The sequence below is a fragment of the Pedococcus bigeumensis genome, from assembly GCF_006438965.1.
Classification (GTDB): domain Bacteria; phylum Actinomycetota; class Actinomycetes; order Actinomycetales; family Dermatophilaceae; genus Pedococcus; species Pedococcus bigeumensis_A.
Window position 1 is genome coordinate 1 of sequence record NZ_RCZM01000005.1, and the last position, 18063, is coordinate 18063.

Annotated in this window: 15 protein-coding genes, 1 tRNA gene and 1 pseudogene; 6 read left to right on the plus strand and 11 right to left on the minus strand. The window is 69.3% G+C overall.

Features of this window, described 5'->3' with window-relative positions:
* The 3 genes and pseudogenes from EAH86_RS20290 to EAH86_RS14105 form a co-directional block, all read left to right on the plus strand.
* Nucleotides 1-551 (plus strand): annotated as a pseudogene (locus EAH86_RS20290) (hypothetical protein); the annotation flags it as partial.
* Entirely contained in the window at nt 548-970 is a 423-nt protein-coding gene (locus EAH86_RS14100; protein ID WP_140741873.1) for a phage holin family protein, read from the plus strand. The pseudogene EAH86_RS20290 and the gene EAH86_RS14100, both read left to right, overlap by 4 nt.
* Nucleotides 967-1545, plus strand: a complete 579-nt coding sequence (locus tag EAH86_RS14105) for a DUF3618 domain-containing protein (protein WP_140741875.1) — start codon at nt 967-969, stop codon at nt 1543-1545. Before EAH86_RS14100 ends, EAH86_RS14105 begins: the two co-directional genes overlap by 4 nt.
* 229 nt (nt 1546-1774) lie before the next feature.
* On the opposite strand, the gene EAH86_RS21045 is transcribed toward EAH86_RS14105, so the two are convergent.
* Nucleotides 1775-2062 (minus strand): VOC family protein, encoded by a 288-nt coding sequence (locus EAH86_RS21045; RefSeq protein WP_206665857.1) that lies wholly within the window; start codon nt 2060-2062, stop codon nt 1775-1777.
* A 191-nt stretch (nt 2063-2253) separates the two neighbouring features.
* On the opposite strand from EAH86_RS21045, the gene EAH86_RS14115 reads away from it, so the two are divergent.
* Entirely contained in the window at nt 2254-3858 is a 1605-nt protein-coding gene (locus EAH86_RS14115; protein ID WP_140741877.1) for an FMN-binding glutamate synthase family protein, read from the plus strand.
* Nucleotides 3859-3866: 8 nt separating this feature from the next.
* Nucleotides 3867-5588 (plus strand): thiamine pyrophosphate-dependent enzyme, encoded by a 1722-nt coding sequence (locus EAH86_RS14120; protein WP_140741879.1) that lies wholly within the window; start codon nt 3867-3869, stop codon nt 5586-5588.
* A 764-nt stretch (nt 5589-6352) separates the two neighbouring features.
* Here EAH86_RS14120 and EAH86_RS14125 read toward each other — a convergent pair.
* Nucleotides 6353-6433 (minus strand) — tRNA-Tyr (locus EAH86_RS14125).
* A gap of 102 nt (nt 6434-6535) precedes the next feature.
* Between EAH86_RS14125 and EAH86_RS14130 the strand changes: the two genes are divergently transcribed.
* Nucleotides 6536-7036 (plus strand): YajQ family cyclic di-GMP-binding protein, encoded by a 501-nt coding sequence (locus EAH86_RS14130; RefSeq protein ID WP_140741881.1) that lies wholly within the window; start codon nt 6536-6538, stop codon nt 7034-7036.
* A 91-nt stretch (nt 7037-7127) separates the two neighbouring features.
* Here the strand turns inward: EAH86_RS14130 and EAH86_RS14135 are convergent, their stop codons facing one another.
* The 9 genes from EAH86_RS14135 to EAH86_RS14175 form a co-directional block, all read right to left on the minus strand.
* Nucleotides 7128-8090: a serine/threonine-protein kinase gene (locus EAH86_RS14135; RefSeq protein ID WP_140741883.1), complete on the minus strand. Its 963-nt coding sequence runs from the start codon at nt 8088-8090 to the stop codon at nt 7128-7130.
* A gap of 170 nt (nt 8091-8260) precedes the next feature.
* The gene (gene pepN / locus EAH86_RS14140) at nt 8261-10732 is read right to left on the minus strand and encodes an aminopeptidase N (protein ID WP_140741885.1); all 2472 of its coding nucleotides are present in this window, start codon (nt 10730-10732) and stop codon (nt 8261-8263) included.
* A 91-nt stretch (nt 10733-10823) separates the two neighbouring features.
* Complete coding sequence (locus tag EAH86_RS14145; protein WP_056924211.1) at nt 10824-11027, minus strand: cold-shock protein; 204 nt, start codon at nt 11025-11027, stop codon at nt 10824-10826.
* Between the two features lie 256 nt (nt 11028-11283).
* Complete coding sequence (gene htpX, locus EAH86_RS14150; RefSeq protein ID WP_140741887.1) at nt 11284-12174, minus strand: zinc metalloprotease HtpX; 891 nt, start codon at nt 12172-12174, stop codon at nt 11284-11286.
* Between the two features lie 95 nt (nt 12175-12269).
* Nucleotides 12270-13799: an NADH-quinone oxidoreductase subunit N gene (locus EAH86_RS14155; RefSeq protein WP_140741889.1), complete on the minus strand. Its 1530-nt coding sequence runs from the start codon at nt 13797-13799 to the stop codon at nt 12270-12272.
* On the minus strand, nt 13796-15271 hold the full coding sequence (locus EAH86_RS14160; RefSeq protein ID WP_140741891.1) for a complex I subunit 4 family protein: 1476 nt from the start codon (nt 15269-15271) through the stop codon (nt 13796-13798). The genes EAH86_RS14155 and EAH86_RS14160 overlap by 4 nt, the downstream gene beginning before the upstream one ends.
* Nucleotides 15272-15299: 28 nt before the next feature.
* On the minus strand, nt 15300-17174 hold the full coding sequence (locus EAH86_RS14165; RefSeq protein ID WP_140741893.1) for an NADH-quinone oxidoreductase subunit L: 1875 nt from the start codon (nt 17172-17174) through the stop codon (nt 15300-15302).
* A complete protein-coding gene (gene nuoK / locus EAH86_RS14170) occupies nt 17171-17500 on the minus strand; it encodes an NADH-quinone oxidoreductase subunit NuoK (protein ID WP_194150783.1) in 330 nt (109 codons plus the stop codon). The genes EAH86_RS14165 and nuoK overlap by 4 nt, the downstream gene beginning before the upstream one ends.
* The gene (locus tag EAH86_RS14175; protein WP_140741895.1) at nt 17497-18060 is read right to left on the minus strand and encodes an NADH-quinone oxidoreductase subunit J family protein; all 564 of its coding nucleotides are present in this window, start codon (nt 18058-18060) and stop codon (nt 17497-17499) included. The genes nuoK and EAH86_RS14175 overlap by 4 nt, the downstream gene beginning before the upstream one ends.
* Nucleotides 18061-18063: the final 3 nt, after the last annotated feature.

Consider the following 18063-nt stretch of genomic DNA (forward strand, 5'->3'; position numbering starts at 1 on the left):
AGGAGCTGTGGCAGCAGACGCGCAGCCAGCTGCTGGACCAGAGCGCCCAGCAGCAGACGAAGGTCGCCGAGGGGTTGCGGTCACTCAGCCAGGAGCTGTCGGGCATGGCGCGCGGCTCCGAGCAGCAGGGCGTTGCCAGCGACCTGGCCCACCAGGCCTCGCAGCGGATGGGCGATGTCGCGAGCTGGCTCGACCAGCGCGACCCCGGATCGCTCGTCTCCGAGGTGAAGCAGTTCGCCCGACAGCGTCCGGGAACGTTCCTCGCCGCCGCCGCAGTCATCGGCCTGGTCGGCGGACGACTGAGCCGTGGCCTCGTCGCCGACCACCAGGACCAGGCCCACACGGCAGGCCCCACGGGACCGAGCAGCAACGCCGCAACTCCGGTCGACCACAGCACCGCCGGCTACCCGGCATACGGCAGCACAAGCGGCACGAGCACGGCGACCGGCAGCGACTCCGTCAGCGACCCCCTCGGCAACGCGGGAGGCGTCTACGGCGGTACCGGACCCAACAGCGGGAACGGGACCGACGCGGGCGAGTACCCACGATGAGCTTCCAGGAGCCCCGTCTCGACGACCCACAGGCCCGGTCCCTGAGCAATGTCGGCGAGCTGTTCGCCGACATCAGCCGCGACCTGTCGACCCTGATTCGTCAGGAGACCGAGCTGGCCAAGGCGGAGATGCGTCAGTCGGCAACCAAGGCCGGCAAGGGTGCGGGAATGCTCGGCGGAGCGGGCGTCGCCGGCCACTTCGTGCTGCTGTTCCTGTCGATCGCCCTCTGGTGGGGGCTCGGCAACGAGACCGGCCGAGGCTGGTCGGCCCTCGTGGTGGCCGCCGTCTGGGCAGTCATCGCCGTGCTGCTGGCATCCGTCGGTCGACGCGAGATCAAGCAGGTCAAGGGAATTCCACAGACGACACAGACGGCGCGGGATATCCCCGACGCACTCAAAGGGAACGAGGACAAGCGATGACGAACAACCCAGATGAGATCCGCCGAGAGATCGAAAACACCCGCGGCCGGCTGAGCAGCGACGTCAACGCGCTCACCGAGACGGTCAGCCCGTCCAACGTCGCGCGCCGCCAAGCCGACAAGGTGGCTGGAGTAGCCACGTCGGTCAAGGATCGCGTGATGGGCACGGCCGATGACGTGCGCAGCAGCGGCTCCGACGCCGCGTCCACCGTTGGCCAGGCCCCGGGTGCCGCAGCCGACAAGGCCCGCAGCAAGACCCAGGGCAACCCCCTCGCAGCCGGGTTGATCGCACTCGGCGCGGGGTGGCTGTTGGGCTCGATGCTGCCCGCTTCAGAGAGGGAGAAGCGGGCGGCCAGCTCACTCAAGGAGAAGGCTCAGCCCCTCGTCGAGGAGGCCAAGAGCGTTGCGCAGGACACGGCCCAGGAGCTCAAGGAACCGGCCAAGGAAGCGGCCCAGAACATCAAGGACACGGCGACGGAGGCCAAGGAAAACGTGGCCCAGGAGGGGAAGTCCACGGCCGAGGATGTCTCGTCCCAGGCACAGTCGTCCGTGGAGAACGTCCGCGCGACGCAGTAGCCGCACGATCGCAGGGGCGACGAGGGGTGGGAGCCAAGCTCCCACCCCTCGTTCGTATGTGGTTTGCCTGCGCGCGGGGTCTTCGCCGGCACCCTCACCTTGGCCCTCGCTTACCCCGCCACCTCACGCTCGACGACCGGGCATCGGATTCGCGCGCGCCTCGCCTCAAGGTGCCCTGGCCGACGTGCGCTCGAGTCGTGCCCGAGTCGTGCCCGGTCGACATGGGCGGCTACTTCCCACGCAGGCCGATCGGGTTGCCGTCGGCGTCTGCGAGCACGCACACCCGCGCACCGGGTGCGATTTGACGCGGCTCGTCGCGCTCGGTGGCTCCGGCCGCCAGCAGGATCGCGCGCGTCGCGTCGAGATCCTCAACATCGGCAAGGCCACCGGCCCGCCACCTGCGCCGGCCGGGATGAGAGCCACCTCGAAGCCGTCGACGTGATAGCCGACGCAGTACGGCTCGTCGGTATGCGGTGAGCCGAGCAGGGCCCTGTACACGGCCTACTGGCGTCCAGATCGGGCACCGGGATCACCAGACTGCGGATCGTGAGACTCATCTTTCATCACCTCCGGGTCATGACGGTGACTTCGCAGACCGCCTCGTCATCGCAACGGAGAATTTCCTCCACTCCAGTCTCCGCGTGAAGGAGCGCATGGCCGCGTCCTCTCAGGAAAGGAATGGCATCATCGCAGGTCAAGGAGGTAGTGATGCTCAAGTTCTTCATTATCGGGGCCTTGGCCGTGGTGGCGGTCATCGTGGCCGTGGCCGCGTCTCTCGGAGGGTGGGCCTGGTGGGTGCTGCTGTTCCTGGTGGGGGCCCTCCTGGCGCTCGGGATCTGGGATGTCCTGCAGCGCAAGCACTCAATTTTGCGCAACTACCCGATCCTCGGGCACATCCGGTTCCTCATGGAGGACATCCGACCGGAGCTCCAGCAGTACTTCATAGAGCGCAACTACGACGGCCGGCCGTACGACCGTGACACCCGATCGCTCATCTACGAGCGCGCCAAGAACATCGCTGGCGAGCAGGCGTTCGGCACCGAACGCGACGTCTACGAGCCGGGGTACGAATACCTGGTCCATTCGACCACCCCCTTGGACCCCCCTGAGGAGATGCCGCGCGTCGTGATTGGGGGCCCGGACTGCACGAGGCCCTATCCGATGGCCCTGCTGAACGTGTCGGCCATGAGCTTCGGTGCATTGTCTGCCAACGCAATTCGCGCGCTCAACAAAGGCGCGCAGCTCGGCGGCTTCGCCCACGACACTGGTGAGGGCGGACTGTCGCCCTACCACCAGGAGCATGGCGGCGACCTCGTCTGGGAGATCGGCTCGGGCTACTTCTCCACGCGCACCAAGGACGGCCATTTCGACCGCGGCGAGTTCGCGAACAAGGCCTCCAGCGAGCAGGTCAAGATGGTCTCGCTCAAGCTCAGCCAGGGTGCCAAGCCTGGCATCGGCGGGGTCCTGCCGGCGGCCAAGGTCAGCGCCGAGATCGCTCGGATCCGTGAGGTGCCCCAGGGCGAGAAGTGCGTCAGCCCGTCGGCACACTCGGTGTTCCACACCCCGATTGAGCTCATCGAGTTCATCGCCGAGATGCGAGATCTGTCCGGTGGCAAGCCTGCGGGGTTCAAGCTCTGCGTGGGCTCACGAGTCGACGTCCTGGCCATGTGCAAGGCGATGCTCGAGGTGGGCACGGCACCGGACTTCATCATCGTCGACGGCTCCGAGGGCGGCACCGCGGCCGCCCCGCTGGAGTACGAGGACCACATGGGTATGCCGCTCACCGATGGACTGATGCTGGTGCACAACGCCCTTGTCGGTGTCGGACTCCGCGACCGAGTGCGCATCGGGGCCAGCGGCAAGGTGGCTGCGGGCAACGACATCGTCAAGCGGCTCATTCAGGGCGCCGACTACACCAACTCCGCGCGCGCCATGATGATGGCGGTCGGTTGCATCCAGGCCCAGCTGTGCCACACCGACAAGTGCCCGGTCGGGGTCGCGACCCAGGACCCAAGGCGCGGGCAAGCGGTCAACGTCGATGACAAGAGCCAACGAGTGCTGCACTACCAGCAGGGCACCGTGGAAGAAGCCGTGAAGATGATGGCCTCCATGGGCGCGCGCCACCCGCGTGAGCTCTCGCCCAGCCAGCTGCGCAAGGTCATCAACGCCTGGGAGACCCGCTCGTACACCGAGTTGTTTGAATGGCTCTCCCCCGGGCAACTGATTGACGAACCCCCGGCAACCTGGGCGGCCGACTGGGCAGCTGCCGACCCTTCCGCCTTCCGTCCCAGCCTTTCGACCTCCAGGAGCTGAGTCGCAGCATGACCACTGTCGCCGAGTTGATCGTCGAAGCCCTGGCCGACCACGGGGTGCGCTCGATCTGGGGCGTGGTCGGTGATGCGCTCAACCCCGTCACGGACGCCATTCGTCGCGAGGACCGGCTGGAGTGGATCGGGGTGCGTCACGAGGAGGTCGCGGCGTTCGCGGCGTCCGCGCAAGCGCAGCTCACCGGGGATCTGGCAGTGTGCATGGGCACGGTTGGGCCCGGCTCGATCCACCTGCTCAACGGCCTCTACGACGCCAAGAAGTCGCACGCCCCGGTGTTGGCGATCTGTGGGCAGGTGCCGCTGCCCGAGGTCGGCACGGACTTCTTCCAAGAGGTCGACAACAACCGACTCTTCAGTGACGTTGCCGTGTTCGCCGAGACTGTCACTAGCGCCGAGCAGATGCCGCAGCTCCTGGAGCGGGCGGTCAACGCGGCGATCGGCGGCCGAGGTGTCGCGGTGTTGACCCTTCCTGGCGACATCGGCGGCCTCGACGTCGCCAAGGGAATCCTGCCGCCACGGTTCGTTCCCCCGGCGCATCCGGCGGCAGCGTCATCGGCGGCCATCCAGGCTGCAGCGGACGCGATCGGCGCCGATGCCAAGGTCACCATGCTCGTCGGGTGCGGTGCACGCACTGCCCGGGAGGAGGTGATCGCCCTAGCGGAAAAGCTGGGAGCGCCGATGGTGCTGACGATCAAGGCCAAGGAGGGGCTCGAACACGACAACCCGTACGCCGTGGGGCAGACCGGCCTGATCGGCAACCCGGCCGCGACCGACGCCATGGATGACGCGGACATCTTGGTGCTCGTGGGGACCGACTTTCCGTACAGGGACTGGATTCCCGGCGGCAAGACCGTGATCCAGCTCGACTCACGGGCTGCGCACATCGGTCGCCGCACGGCGGTGACGCACCCGTTGGTCGGTGATTCGCAGGCCACTCTTCAAGCGCTGCTCCCCTTGCTCTCGTCCCGGGAGTCCGGCCGGCACCTGGAGAAGGCACAGTCGCACTATGACGAGTGGATGAAGGCCCAGCGCCGCCTGGCCGAACCCGGCCACGACGAGACCCTGCTCGGGCGCCTGCGCAGCAAGGCCGACAACCCCGACGAGCTGATCCGCCCCGAGGCCGTGGCGATGGCCGTCGACCGGCACGCGGGGCCCGACACGATCTTCACCAGCGACACCGGAATGTCGACGGTGTGGCTGGCGCGACTGGTGCCGATGAGCAACAACCGTCGGCTGCTCGGCTCGTTCAACCTGGGGTCGATGGCCAACGCCATGCCGATGGCACTTGGGGCGCAAGCCCTCGACCGCAACCGTCAGGTCGTCGCGTTCTGCGGAGATGGTGGGCTGATGATGCTGCTCGGTGACCTGCGGACCTCCGTCTCCTACAACCTGCCGGCGACGTTCGTCGTCTTCAACAACGGCCGACTCGGAATGGTCAAGCTGGAGCAGGAGCAAGGTGGGCTCCAGGAGTTCGGCACGGTGCTGGACAACCCGGACCTTGCGGCCGTTGCCACTGCCATGGGTCTGTCCGCTCGCCGCGTCACCGATCCGCAAGATCTCGACGGTGCAGTCTCCGAGGCATTGGCCTCGCGGGGGCCTTACTTGCTCGACGTCGTCACCAACCCGGACGAGATCGCGGTGCCTGGTCGCACAAAACCCTCCCAGGCATGGGGTTTCGCCATCGCCAAGGCCAAGGAACACATCGTCAGCGCCTAGCCCCATACGTGCGGGGACCGTCCGACCGCCGCAGACAACTCGCGAGGGCCGAGCTGCAACTATCCCGCTCCTATCCCGCGATTCGCTCGTCGGCTACGGTTCTGAAGACCCCGAGGACTTCGTCAGCGGTCGACGCGTGTGGGCGCGTTGCACCTCCCCATAGAACTACGTGTGACGGATGGTTCTCTTGACTGATTGGGTTACAGCCAGGTGTGAATGCGCACCGATGTGCCAGCCTCACCGGAGCGCACCTGGACGAGGTCGCACACCTGGTTAGCGATTCACAGCCCCCGACCGTGCCAATCGCCCCACGCAGCCGGGCGGCGGGCAACCAAGGTCGCCCGACCCATCTGCATCGCGCGTGGTCCTGGACGACGGCCCTTCAAGAACGGCCACCACAACGGTCGCGAGCGCGACCGCATCCATGTCCAATTCCCCGCCCTGCAACAGGCTCTGGGCAGCGTCGGGAATGGGGCGGTGCGAAACTTCATCGCGATTGCATCGCCCCACACCCACCATCACCGCTGTTCAGCGGCTCGCGAGTCCGGCTGTCACGACCGGGGGTGGCGAACTTTGTCGCGTATTTGACACAGACACCCGCAACGTCACGGACACGGCCGATGTGAACCGCCACCACCCGGACAACGATGAGACGCCGATCGCACGCACTCGCCGACGGTTGGGATCAGCGCTCCCACAAAACCGGCGACCCACAAGCTCTTCTGTCGAAGAACTTGTGGGCCGGACCGGGTTTCACCGGAGGGTGGCAGGTGAAGGATTCGAACCTTCGAAGCTTTCGCGATGGATTTACAGTCCACTCCCATTGGCCGCTCGGGCAACCTGCCTTGGTGCGCGTGGAAGGATAGCAAGGACACCCACGAATGCTGAAACCGGTAGCCGCCCCACCCGGCGACCACCGCGTGACGCCCCAGGAAGGACACGCCACCATGGCCGACAGCTCGTTCGACATCGTCAGCAAGATCGACCACCAGGAGGTCGCCAACGCCCTCAACAGCGCCTCGCGCGAGGTGGCGACGCGCTACGACTTCAAGAACGTCGGCGCCTCCATCGAGGCCAGCGGCGAGGACAAGGTGATCATCAAGGCCAACACCGAGGAGCGGGCCAACGCCGTCCTCGACGTCTTCCAGACCTGGCTGGTCAAGCGCAAGGTCTCGCTCAAGCACCTCGACGTCCCCGAGCGCGGACCACAGCTGTCCGGCAAGGAGTACCGCCTCGAGCTCGGCCTGCAGGAAGGCATCTCGCAGGAGAACGCCAAGAAGGTCGGCAAGATCATCCGCGACGAGGGCCCCAAGTCGGTCAAGTCCCAGATCCAGGGCGACGAGCTGCGCGTCACCAGCAAGTCACGCGACGACCTGCAGGCCGTGCAGGCACTGCTCAAGGGTAAAGACGACTTCGACTTCGCGATCCAGTTCACCAACTACCGCTGAGTCGGCGGCGGCGCACCTGCCGCCAGACGCAGGTATGCCGCCGTGCCCGAGCCGGGCACGGCGGCATACCTCTGCGTGGTGTGGGTCGGCGCTAGGCGGTGCCGGGGTTGACCTGCATGGCCACCGTCGGGCCACCCAGGTCGGGGAACCGGATGACCGAGCCGTCGGTGTTGGGTGAGTCGTCCTCGGCCCAGCTGTCGAGCGCGCTGGCGAGGCCCAACGAGAGCCCTGCCATCTCGTTGTCGCCCAGGCCGACCCGGGACGCGACCTCACGAGCGTTGGCCGGGCGGTCCTCAGGCCGCTTCGCCAGGCAGTCGCGCACCAGCGACGCCAGGTCCTCGGGGATGCCGTCGGGCAACGGGGGCGGGGGCTCGTTGACGTGGCTGAGGGCCGTCGCAATCGGCGTCCCCCTGTCGAACGGCCTCCGACCGGTGAGCATCTCGTGCGCGACCACGCCGAGGGCGTACAGGTCACTGGCACCCGTCGCGGCTTCACCGAGCGCCTGCTCGGGGCTGAGGTAGTGGGGGGTCCCGAGCATCTCGCCCGCCCTGGTGTGACCTGCGGCGTCGAGCGCGCGGGCGATTCCGAAGTCGGTGAGCTTCACCAGTCCGTCCGGCCGCACCAGGATGTTGGCCGGCTTCACGTCACGGTGGATCACGCGAGCCTCGTGGGCGACGCCCAGCGCGAGCGCGGCCTGCCCGACGAGGGAGCGCACCTCCGCGGGGTCCAGGGGCGCACGGCGTTTGAGCAGCATCGACAACGGTTCACCCTTGACGAGCTCCATCACGAGGAACGCCAGTCCGTCGTCCTCGCCGTAGTCGAACAACGTGGCGATGTTGGTGTGCAGCAGCGCTGCCGAGTGCACCGCCTCGTCACGGAACCGCAGGGCGAACAGCTCCTCGTGGCCGGTGTCGGGGCGCATCACCTTCACCGCCACGGTGCGCTGCAGGACCTCGTCGGTCCCGGCCCAGACGTCGGCCATCCCACCAGAGGCAATCCGCGCACCGAGCACGTAGCGACCACCGAGGGTCATGCCCTCATCGAGACGATTCATCGAGGGATATCCACCCAGACCTCCGTAGACGGAGGTGAACGTCAACTGACATCCCAACGGCCTCGCCACCTGTGATGGTAGCCCCGAAATGGCCGTCGCGCGTCCATGAACCTCGCGCAGATCTGCCCCTGACCTGCACAGACGCGCCCGACCGTCCCTTTTCGAGGCGCTCAGCCGAAGGTGGCCCGTGAGCGCAGCGCTTCCCGGAGCTCGGACTCGGAGTCGACCACGGACCGGCGTACGGCGACGCCGAGCCCGTTGCCCGCCACCGCCGCTGCGCTGAGCTCGGCCGTCGCGTCCTCGACGACTCGGGCCGGGTAGGCCAACGTCGCGACCCGGGCGATCGCGTCCTCCCCCACCCACGCCGCCATGGCAGGGACCTCGGTGAAGTAGCGCTCCGCGTAGGGCCGCACGACCTCGAGGTCGTCGGTGAGCCAGAAGCCCTGCGCCAGGGCGTTGAGCTCGTAGTTGGAACGGGACCGGTTGGCGGTGAGCTCGTCCCACGCCCACGCCTTCGCGTCGGCCGACGGCATCGCCGCACCTGCGAACAAGGCATTCAGACGGCCCTGGAGCGTGTCGTCCTCGGCGCGACGGCCCGCGACGAACTCGTGGTCGACCAGACCCCGGGACGCCAGGTTGCGCACCGCGAGCCAACCGAAGTCCGAGTCCTCCTCCAGCCCCGCCGGCCGGTCCTTGCCCGCGGCCCAGGCCCGCAGCAGGGACTCGTCCGCAGAGGCCCGCGCCACCGTCCGGGCGGCGACCAGGGCACGGGTCGACCCCACGCCCGCCGACTGGAGCACCTGAGCGGCGGAGTCGGCCACCACCTGCTGAGCCCACTCGTGCTCTTCCGGTGGCAGGAAGGTCGGGATGATCCGCCCCATCAGGGCCAGTGCCGTGCGGCTGAGTATCGAGTCGTTGTCCTCGGCCGGCCAGGCGTTGCCGAAGGTCCGGACCAGCACGCGTGGGTCGACGGTGCCGAGGCAGACCCCGTCGATGAGGCCGATCCACACCACTGCCCGCGCCTGCGTGTTCGGCACCGCGGCCAGGGCCGTGGGCACGGCTGCCACCGAACCGGGGTCGAGGGTCACCGTGGCCCAGGTGAGGTCGGAGGCGTTCGGCACGACGAGGTCGGCGCCCGGCGCCGCACGCAAGGCGTCGACCGTGGTGCAGTCCTGCGTGACGGTGACCGGCACACGGAACACCTCGACGCCGCCGGTGAAGCCCGCGACGTCCGTGGTGTGCGGGCGGTTCGCCGGAAACTGCGACGGGACCTTGCGCTCGACGACGCCCGTGCCGGGGTCGACGGAGATCACGTCGACCCCCGCCGTGAGCAGCCAGGCCTTGCTCCACTCCCCCAAGGGCTGGCCAGAGGCCTGTTCCATGAAGCCCATGAAGTCCGCCAGGGTCCCGTTGCCGAAGGAATGAGCGCGCAGGTATGCCGCGACCCCGGCGATGAAGGCGTCGTCACCGATGTGGGCGATGAGCTGGCGGAGGGTGGCCGCTCCCTTGGCGTACGAGATCCCGTCGAAGTCCTGCAGCGCCGCCTGCGCGTCGACGGCCGCACCACCGGCCACCGGGTGCGTCGAGGGGGTGCGCTCCGCGGCATACCCCCAGCCCTTGCGGGCCATGGTCGAGTCGATCCACGCGTCGGTGAACTCGGTGGCCTCGACACAGGTGCGGTGCGACATGTACTCGGCGAAGGACTCGTTGAGCCACAGGTCGTCCCACCACTGCATGGTGACGAGGTCGCCGAACCACATGTGCGCCATCTCGTGGGTGATGGTGTTGGTGCGGGACAGCACCTCGTCCCGCGCGGCCGCCCCCCGGAAGATCATGGTGTCGCGGAACGTCACGCAGCCAGGGTTCTCCATGGCACCGGCGTTGAACTCCGGCACGAACACCTGGTGGTACTCCCCGAACGGATAGCGGATCCCGAACAGCGAGTGGTAGTAGTCGAAGCTCGCCTTGGTCACCTCGAGCATCTGCGGCGCCTCCCGCTCCAGGTGCTCCTTGAGCGAGGCCCGCGCATGGATACCCAGGGGTATGCCGTCGTGCTCGTCGCGCACGGAGGCGTACGGCCCAGCGCAGACCGTGACGAAGTACGTGGCCAGCGGCTGTGTCTCGGCCAGCTCCCAGCGGCCCGGACCCACCTGCGTCGCCGCCCCGTTGCCGAGCACCACCCACGCCTCGGGTGCGGTGACCGTCACCGCATAGGGCGCCTTGAGGTCAGGCTGGTCGAAGCAGGCGAACACCCGTGGCCCGGCATCGAGGAACAGGTGGCCGTAGACGTAGTGCTCATCGTCGGCGGGGTCGACGGCACGGTGCAGACCCTGCCCGTCGCGGCTGTAGGCCATCACTGCCTCCGCCTCCACGACGTTCGGGCCCGCCAGGTCCGCGAGCTCGATGCGCCCGTCGGCCAGCCCGGCCACGTCGACGGGTGTCCCGTTGAGCGACAGCGCACGCAGCTCGGTGGACTTCACGTCCAGGAACGTCGAGCCCCCCGGGACGCTGCAGGAGAACGAGATCCGAGTCCTCGAGGTGAACGTCTCCGCCCCCTGGTCGAGGTCGAGGTCGACCTCCATCCGCGTCACGGTGATCAGAGCGGAACGCTCGTGGGCTTCGGCGCGGGTGAGGGAAGGCATGGGACCGATTCAACCAGTCACCGGCGGGGAACGCCGAAGCCCCCGGCCGCAATGGCCGGGGGCTTCGATCTAGTTCAGAGGGTGGGGCAGGTCAGATGACCGTGACCTTCTCCGCCTGGGGACCCTTCGGGCCCTGCGTGATGTCGAACTCCACGCGCTGTGCCTCGTCGAGCGAGCGGTAGCCGCCGGACTCGATCGCGCTGTAGTGCACGAAGACGTCGGCGCCGCCGCCGTCCTGCTCGATGAAGCCGAAGCCCTTCTCAGCGTTGAACCACTTCACTGTTCCCTGTGCCATGGGATAACTCTTTTCCTAATTGGCCGATGTGGCCGCGGATGCGGACCACCAGCTGCGACATCACCACGACACGGAATACACCGCTTAAAGAAAAGGCCCGCGCTTGGCGGGCCCACTCACACGAGGAACTGCAACTGCCAGCCATCGTAACGCGTATCGGCCAGACTTTCATTCCCAGCCCCCCGCGAGTCTTGCCGGCGGGCGATTTCCGCCCCCACCGAGCACGCGCAGTGCCGGTTCGTCGCCCACGAAAGACTCAGCGCTGGCGGAACCCGTAGGCCTGCGCCTCGAGCCGGGCGATCCGCTCGGTCATCGGGGGGTGGGTCGAGAAGAACCGCGACACGTCCTGCGAGCGGAACGGGTTGGCGATCATCATGTGGCTGGAGTTCTGCAGGGCTGGCGTCGGCTGTAGGGGCGCCCGGGCGACGCCGACCTCGAGCTTGCGCAGGGCCGAGGCGAGGGCCAGTGGGTCACCGGTCAGCTTGGCGCCGTCCTCGTCCGCGTCGTACTCGCGGGTGCGGCTGATGGCCATCTGGATCATCATCGCGGCGAACGGTGCGAGCAGTGCCATGGCCAGCATCGCGATGGGGTTGGGGCGGTCGTCGTCACTGCTGCCGCCAGCGCCGAACATGCTTGCGAACATGAGCATCTGGGCCACCGAGGTGATCACGCCGGCCACCGCGGCGGCCACCGAGCCGGTGAGGATGTCCCGGTTGTAGACGTGCATCAGCTCGTGCCCGAGGACACCGCGCAGCTCACGCTCGTCGAGCAGGCCGAGGATGCCCTCGGTGCAGCAGACGGCAGCGTTCTCGGGGTTGCGACCGGTCGCGAACGCGTTGGGTGCGGGGGTGGGGCTGACGTAGATCTTGGGCATCGGCTTGCCCGCGGCGGTGGAGAGCTCGCGGACGATGCGGTACATCGCGGGCGCCTGGGCCTCGCTGACGGGATACGCGTGCATCGCCTTGATGGCCAGCTTGTCCGAGTTCCAGTAGCCGTAGGCCGTCATGCCGACACCCAACAGGGCGAACAGCCAGATGAATGCGGCGCTGCCGGTGGACGCCGAGATGTAGCCGCCGATGCCGAGCAGGAGGGCGAAGATGCCGCCGAAGAGGGCTGCCGTCTTGAGCCCGTTGAAATGGTTGTGCATGTCAGCCTCAACGCTCCCTTCCGTGCTGGCGTTCCCGACCGATGGCCTGACCGATGGCGCTGTCGGACGCCCGGTCGAAGGCCCGGTCGAAGGCCTCAGTCGAGCAGCCCGAGCAGCAGCTGGGGCATCACGCTGGTGGCGACCAGGGCAGCACCGCTGAGCACCAGGGCTGCCAGCGCGGGGCGCGGGATGCTCCGGATGACGGGCCGGGCAGGACCCTCGTCGGGGTCGCGGAGCAGCACCGCGAACCAGCGCAGGTAGACCGCGACACCGATCACCGCGTTGAGCACCGCGACCAGCGCCAGCGCCCACTGCCCCGCACCGACGACCGGGCGCAGCGCCACCACCTTGGCGATCAGCCCCACGACACCCGGCGGGAGCCCGGCGAGCGACAACAGGGCCAGTCCCAGCGCGCCTCCCAGCAGGGGGTGGGCCCGCAACAAGCCGGTGTATGCCGTGAGCGTGCGGCCGAGGTCGGTGGCGCCACGGAGGCGTGGTGTCGAGGTGACTACGTGCACCACGACGAACGCGACCAGCGTGGCGATGACGTAGGCCAGCAGGTAGCCGCCGGAGGCGGCCGCGGACTGCTCGTTCAGGGCAGACAACGGCAATACGACCCACCCGGCCTGCGCGACGGTCGACCAGGCGAGCAGCCGGACCGGGTCGTCCTGGACGAGGGCCAGCACGTTGCCGAGCGTCATCGACACAGCGGCAAGCATGCCGATCCCGAAGAGGACCGGGGCTCCGGCGCCGACGAGGGGTCGGACGACGACGAGCAGCGCGGCCAGGGCCGCGACCTTCGAGGTGGCGGCAAGGAAGGCGGCGACCGGTTCGGTGGCTCCGGCGTAGGCCTGTGGCGTCCAGACGTGGAACGGGACGAGGCTGAGCTTGAAGCCCAGACCTGCGAGCAGGAGCAGGGCGGCGAGGAGCAGCACGACCCGCCGCTGCGGGTCAGCGAGCGCCTCGGTGGCAGCGGCGGCGGAGAAGACCGCCTCGCCGGTGGACACCAGCCACAGCGCGGCACCGAGGGCGACCATTGCGAAGGAGACCAGTGAGGTGGTCAGCAGGGCCAGCGCCCCACGCCCTGCCGGGGCGTCGCCACGCAGCGCGACCAGGGCGATGGCGGGGAGGGTGGCCAGCTCGAGGCAGACCAGCCAGGATCCCAGGTCGTGCGCCGCGGCGACGCCTGCCGCACCCGCAGTGGCTGCCAGGACCAGTGACACGAGGACGGCCGGGCCGCCGCGCAGGTGGTCGCGTGGATCGGTGCCCGGCCAGCTCAGGAGGAGTACGACGAGGGCGGACCCGAGGGCGCCGAGCTGCAGGGCACTGGCGAGCGGGCCGGCTTCGAAGAGACACCCGTCAGGTGCCGGGAGGCAGAGCGTGCGCAGGGGGTCGTCAGCCGTGCGGAGCACCCCGGGCACCGTGAGCGCAATCCCGGCGACGAGCGCCAGGACCCCGACGGTCGCGTGCAGCCGGACCAGTCGCGGGGCGAGGACGTCCAGGACCAGGACGGCGACCGCAGCCAGTGCCGGGACGAGCACCGGCGCGAGGACCGACCAGTCGAAGGTGACCAGGCTGGTCGCGGCGGGAGCCACCGACGCGGAGGCCACGGTCGTAGCGATCATGGGGCCGCTCCGACGATCGTGGTCACGGCGTCGCCGGTCATGGCCAGCAGGGGTCCGGGGGCGATGCCGAGCAGCAGGACCGCCACCACCAGCACGGCGATGACGTCCCACTCGCTGTCGCGGCTGTCCTCGATGGGCGGGGCAGTGCGCTCCCCCGCCCACACGGTCCGGGCGACGCGGAGCGCATAGGCAGCGGCGAGCACGGTGCCCATGGCAGCCACCACGGCCAAGGTGCGGAACAGCCCTTCGGGACGGTCGGCGGCGGGTGACCACGCGGCATACACGCTGAGGAACTCGCCCCAGAAGCCGGCGAGACCGGGCAGCCCGAGGGATGCGGCAAGGCCGACGATGAGCGCGAACCCGAGCCGCGGGGTGACCTCGCGCAGGGCCGCGCGGGCCGTCTCGAGGTCGGCGCTCCCCCAGCGCTCCTTGAGCCCACCGACGACGACGAAGAGCAGGGCGGAGATCACGCCGTGGGCGACGTTCGCGAACAGCGCTGCCTGGAGTCCGGTGCGGGTGCCGCTGGACAGGCCGAGGATGACGAAGCCCATGTGCGCGACCGAGGAGTAGGCGATGAGCCGCTTGAGGTCGCGTTCGACGAGGCAGGCCAGTCCTCCCCAGATGATCCCGATCGCGCCGAGGACGGCCAGGACCGGCGCGACCTTCGCGAACCCGTCGGGCACCGAGGCGAGCGGTAGCCGGACCAGGCCGTAGGTGCCCATCTTGAGCAGCACCGCTGCCAGCAGGACCGAGCCGGCGGTGGGTGCCGTCGTGTGCGCTGGCGGCAGCCAGGTGTGCAGCGGGAAGACCGGCACCTTGACCGCCAGCCCTGCGACGAGGAGTGCCGCGACGAGCGTCTGGGTGCCGACAGGTATGCCGTGTCCACCGCCTTGGGCGAGGACGTCCAGGTCGGAGGTGCCCGACTTCGCGACGAGGGCGAGGATGCCGACGAGCATCAGCGTCGAGCCGAAGGCGGTGTAGAGGACGAACCGCCCCCCGGCGTCCGCGCGCGCTGCGGCGTCGTGGGCGTCGCCGAACCTGGTGATGAGCACCCACATCGGGACGAGGACGAGCTCGAAGGCGACGAAGAAGAGGACGGCGTCGCGGGCGTAGAAGGTGGCCAGGGCGCCGAACTCGACTAGCAGCAGGCAGGCGTGGAAGGCCGCGGTGGTGCCGCCCTTCGGGGGCCGGTCCAGGGTGTGCAGCACGACACCGACCCCGAGGATCGCCGTCAGCAGGAGCAAGGGCGCGCTGATGCCGTCGACGGCCAGCTGCCAGCGCAGGCCGAGCGACGGCACCCAGGCACGGTCGACGGTCGGGCGGACGATCACGGCGACGACGACCGCGGCCAGGGCGATGACGCTGGCGACGCTGGCGAGCAGGTTCGCGGTGCGGTGCGAGACCGTGCGCCCACCGGTGAGCAGCCAGACGGCCACGGCCGCCGGGACCACCAGGCTGGTCAGGATCACCACGGTCTTGCCTTCACCACAGTCTTTGAACTCACCACAGCGCCACCCCCGCGAGCGCGACCGCGACGACTCCGGCGACGACCCAGGCCAGCCCGGAGGATGCCCGCTCGGCGCGGTGCGCCCGCTGCCCGCCGGAGCCGCCGAGGCTGGCTGCCGCTGCTGCGCCTCGAACGTAGGCGTCGACCACCTCACGGTCGAGGAAGACGACGAGGTGGGCGAGGGCGACGACCGGCCGGGCGACGTAGTCGACATACAGTCGGTCGACACCGAAACCGTTGTCGAACAACGGCATCCGGGCACCGACGATCTGCACCGCAGGATCCTCGCCATTGGCCAGCGAACGTACGGCCAGCCCGGCCCCGACGATCAGCAGGACGCTGAGCAGCGCCACGAGCCAGCCGATGTGACCCCCGAGGTCGAGCAGCGGCGTGAAGACGACGAGGCCGCCGACGAGGGTCAGGATGGTCAGCACCGTGACTAAGGCGCGCACCGGGAAGGTGGCGGTGTCGGCGTCGTGCCGCTCGATGTCCGCGGCGGTCAGGTCGTCGAGGACCAGCCACGCCCGCATGCAGTAGGCCGCGGTCAGGACGACCGTCAGCAACCCGGCCAGCAGCACGATCCACGCACGCGCCTGGCCGTCGGCGGCACCGGCCTCGGCAGCAGCGAGGACGTGCTCCTTCGAGACGAACCCGACGAGCGGAGGCACTCCCGCCAGCGACAACAGCCCGACGAACATCGCGGGCCGGATGAACAGGTGCCCACGCAGTCCCCCGCGCATCGCCGTTGCAGCCGTGCCACCGACGGTCACGCTCAGCCAGCCGATCGCGAGGAAGAGCAGGGCCTTGAAGAACGCGTGCGAGTAGAGGTGCAGGACCCCGGCGCCGGGGCCCTCGTCGGCGGGTGCGACGGCGAGGGCCGAGAGCATCAGGGCGACCTGGCTGAGCGTTGAGTACGCGAGCAGCCGCTTGAGGTCGCTCTGCCCGAACGCCAGCACCGCGGCATACACCATCGTCACGGCGGTGCTCAGGGCCAGCAGCCAGCGGGCGCCCTCACTCGCCGCGAAGACGTCGAACAGCTGGGCGATGACGAACGTGCCAGCCGCGACCATCGTCGCCGCGTGGATGAGGGCGGACGCGGGCGTTGGGCCCTCCATCGCGTCGGGCAGCCAGTCGTGGAACGGGACCATGCCGGACTTGCCGAGGATGCCGATGACGAGCAGCACCATGGCGGCAGTGCGCAGGGTGGCGTTCGGGGCTGCGCAGGCGCCGGCGTCCGGGCAGTCTGTGGCGGCCCAGGCCTGGAGCACCTGCGGGTAGGCCGTCGAGCCGGCTCCCGCGGCGAGGATCACCACCCCGAGGACGAACCCGACGTCCGCGAGCCGGGTGACCAGGAACGCCTTGAGCGCGGCGCGGCGGGCGGACTCGTTGCGGCTCCAGTGGCCGATGAGCAGGTAGGAGCACCAGCCCATCACCTCCCAGCCGACCAGGGTGAGGACGAGATCGGCGGACTGGACGACGAGCAGCATGGCCGCCGTGAACAGCGAGACCGTCGCGGCGAAGATGCCGTAGCGGTCGTCCTCGCGCAGGTACCAGCCGGCGAATGCCTGCACGGCCCAGCCGACGATCGCGACGACGAGGGCGATCGTGGCGGTCCCCACGGTTGCCTGCAGCTCCAACGGGATTCGCAGCTCCCCGGCCTCGAGGGCGGGGATCGTGTGGACGATGGTGACCCTCGACGAGCCGCCCACGGCGATCACCTGGAGCAGAGCCATGACGACCGCGAGGAGGGAGGCACCCACCGCGACGAATCGTGCCGCGCGAGGGTCAATGCGACGAGCCAGCAGCAGCCCGATCAGGGCTGCCACGGTGGGGACGAGGACGACGAGACGGACCGCGGCGGCGCTCATCGCTGACCTTCGCCGACGGTCGCGTCGTCAAGGTCGACGTCGTCGAGGTCGACATCCCCGCGCAGCCGGTAGACCGCCAGGACGACGGCGAGCGCCACCACGACCTCAGCCGCGGCGATGGTGATGACGAACAGGGTCAGCACGTTCCCCGCGGCCCAGCGGTCCCCACCCGCGGCGGCCACCGAGACGAGCAGCAGGTTGGCCGCGTTGAGGATGAGCTCGACACCGATCAGGACCAGCACCGCGTTGCGCCGCGCCAGCACGCCGTAGGCCCCCAGTCCCGCGAGGACGGCGGCAAGCAGGTAAGGCCCGGCGAGGTGGATCATGCCGACTCGCTCGGTGTCTGGGCGGCCTGGACCTGGGCGGCCTGGACCTCGTCGGCTGCCTGCTCCGGCCGGGTCATCCGCGACACCGCCATGGCGGCGATCAGCGCGACCAGCAGGAGTAGCGACAGGATTTCGAAGGGCCACACCCAGGTGCCGAAGAGCTGCTCCGCGACCTGGGTGGTCGAGGTGTCGTGGCGTTCGACCGCCGGGCCGGCGATCGGCACGAGAGCCGCGGCCAACAGCGCGGTCACGCCGGCACCAAGCACGCCGGCGAGGACGCGGTGCAGCCGGCTGGTGCTGATCTCGCTGTTCGGCCCGATCGGCGCGCGCGTCAGCATCAGCGCGAAGAGGACGAGAACCACGATCGCGCCGACGTAGACGAGCAGCTGCACGAGCGCCACGAACTCCGCGCCGAGGACGAGGTAGCAACCGGCCACGGCTCCGAGGCAGACCACCAGCCACAGCGCGGCGTGGACGACGTGGCGGGTGGTCACGGCGAGCAGGCCGCTGGCGGCGGTGATCAGGCCGACCGCGGCGAAGGCCACGTCCAGTGCGGTCATGCG

Bases quoted from the DNA above. Each gene is read 5' to 3' on its own strand.
- EAH86_RS14155 (WP_140741889.1), bottom strand. From the start codon at position 13,799: ATGATCGCTACGACCGTGGCCTCCGCGTCGGTGGCTCCCGCCGCGACC.
- htpX (WP_140741887.1), bottom strand. From the start codon at position 12,174: ATGCACAACCATTTCAACGGGCTCAAGACGGCAGCCCTCTTCGGCGGC.
- EAH86_RS14105 (WP_140741875.1), top strand. From the start codon at position 967: ATGACGAACAACCCAGATGAGATCCGCCGAGAGATCGAAAACACCCGC.
- EAH86_RS14100 (WP_140741873.1), top strand. From the start codon at position 548: ATGAGCTTCCAGGAGCCCCGTCTCGACGACCCACAGGCCCGGTCCCTG.
- EAH86_RS14120 (WP_140741879.1), top strand. From the start codon at position 3,867: ATGACCACTGTCGCCGAGTTGATCGTCGAAGCCCTGGCCGACCACGGG.
- EAH86_RS14145 (WP_056924211.1), bottom strand. From the start codon at position 11,027: ATGGCACAGGGAACAGTGAAGTGGTTCAACGCTGAGAAGGGCTTCGGC.
- EAH86_RS14135 (WP_140741883.1), bottom strand. From the start codon at position 8,090: ATGAATCGTCTCGATGAGGGCATGACCCTCGGTGGTCGCTACGTGCTC.
- EAH86_RS14175 (WP_140741895.1), bottom strand. From the start codon at position 18,060: ATGACCGCACTGGACGTGGCCTTCGCCGCGGTCGGCCTGATCACCGCC.
- EAH86_RS14165 (WP_140741893.1), bottom strand. From the start codon at position 17,174: ATGAGCGCCGCCGCGGTCCGTCTCGTCGTCCTCGTCCCCACCGTGGCA.
- pepN (WP_140741885.1), bottom strand. From the start codon at position 10,732: ATGCCTTCCCTCACCCGCGCCGAAGCCCACGAGCGTTCCGCTCTGATC.
- EAH86_RS14115 (WP_140741877.1), top strand. From the start codon at position 2,254: ATGCTCAAGTTCTTCATTATCGGGGCCTTGGCCGTGGTGGCGGTCATC.
- nuoK (WP_194150783.1), bottom strand. From the start codon at position 17,500: ATGATCCACCTCGCCGGGCCTTACCTGCTTGCCGCCGTCCTCGCGGGA.
- EAH86_RS14130 (WP_140741881.1), top strand. From the start codon at position 6,536: ATGGCCGACAGCTCGTTCGACATCGTCAGCAAGATCGACCACCAGGAG.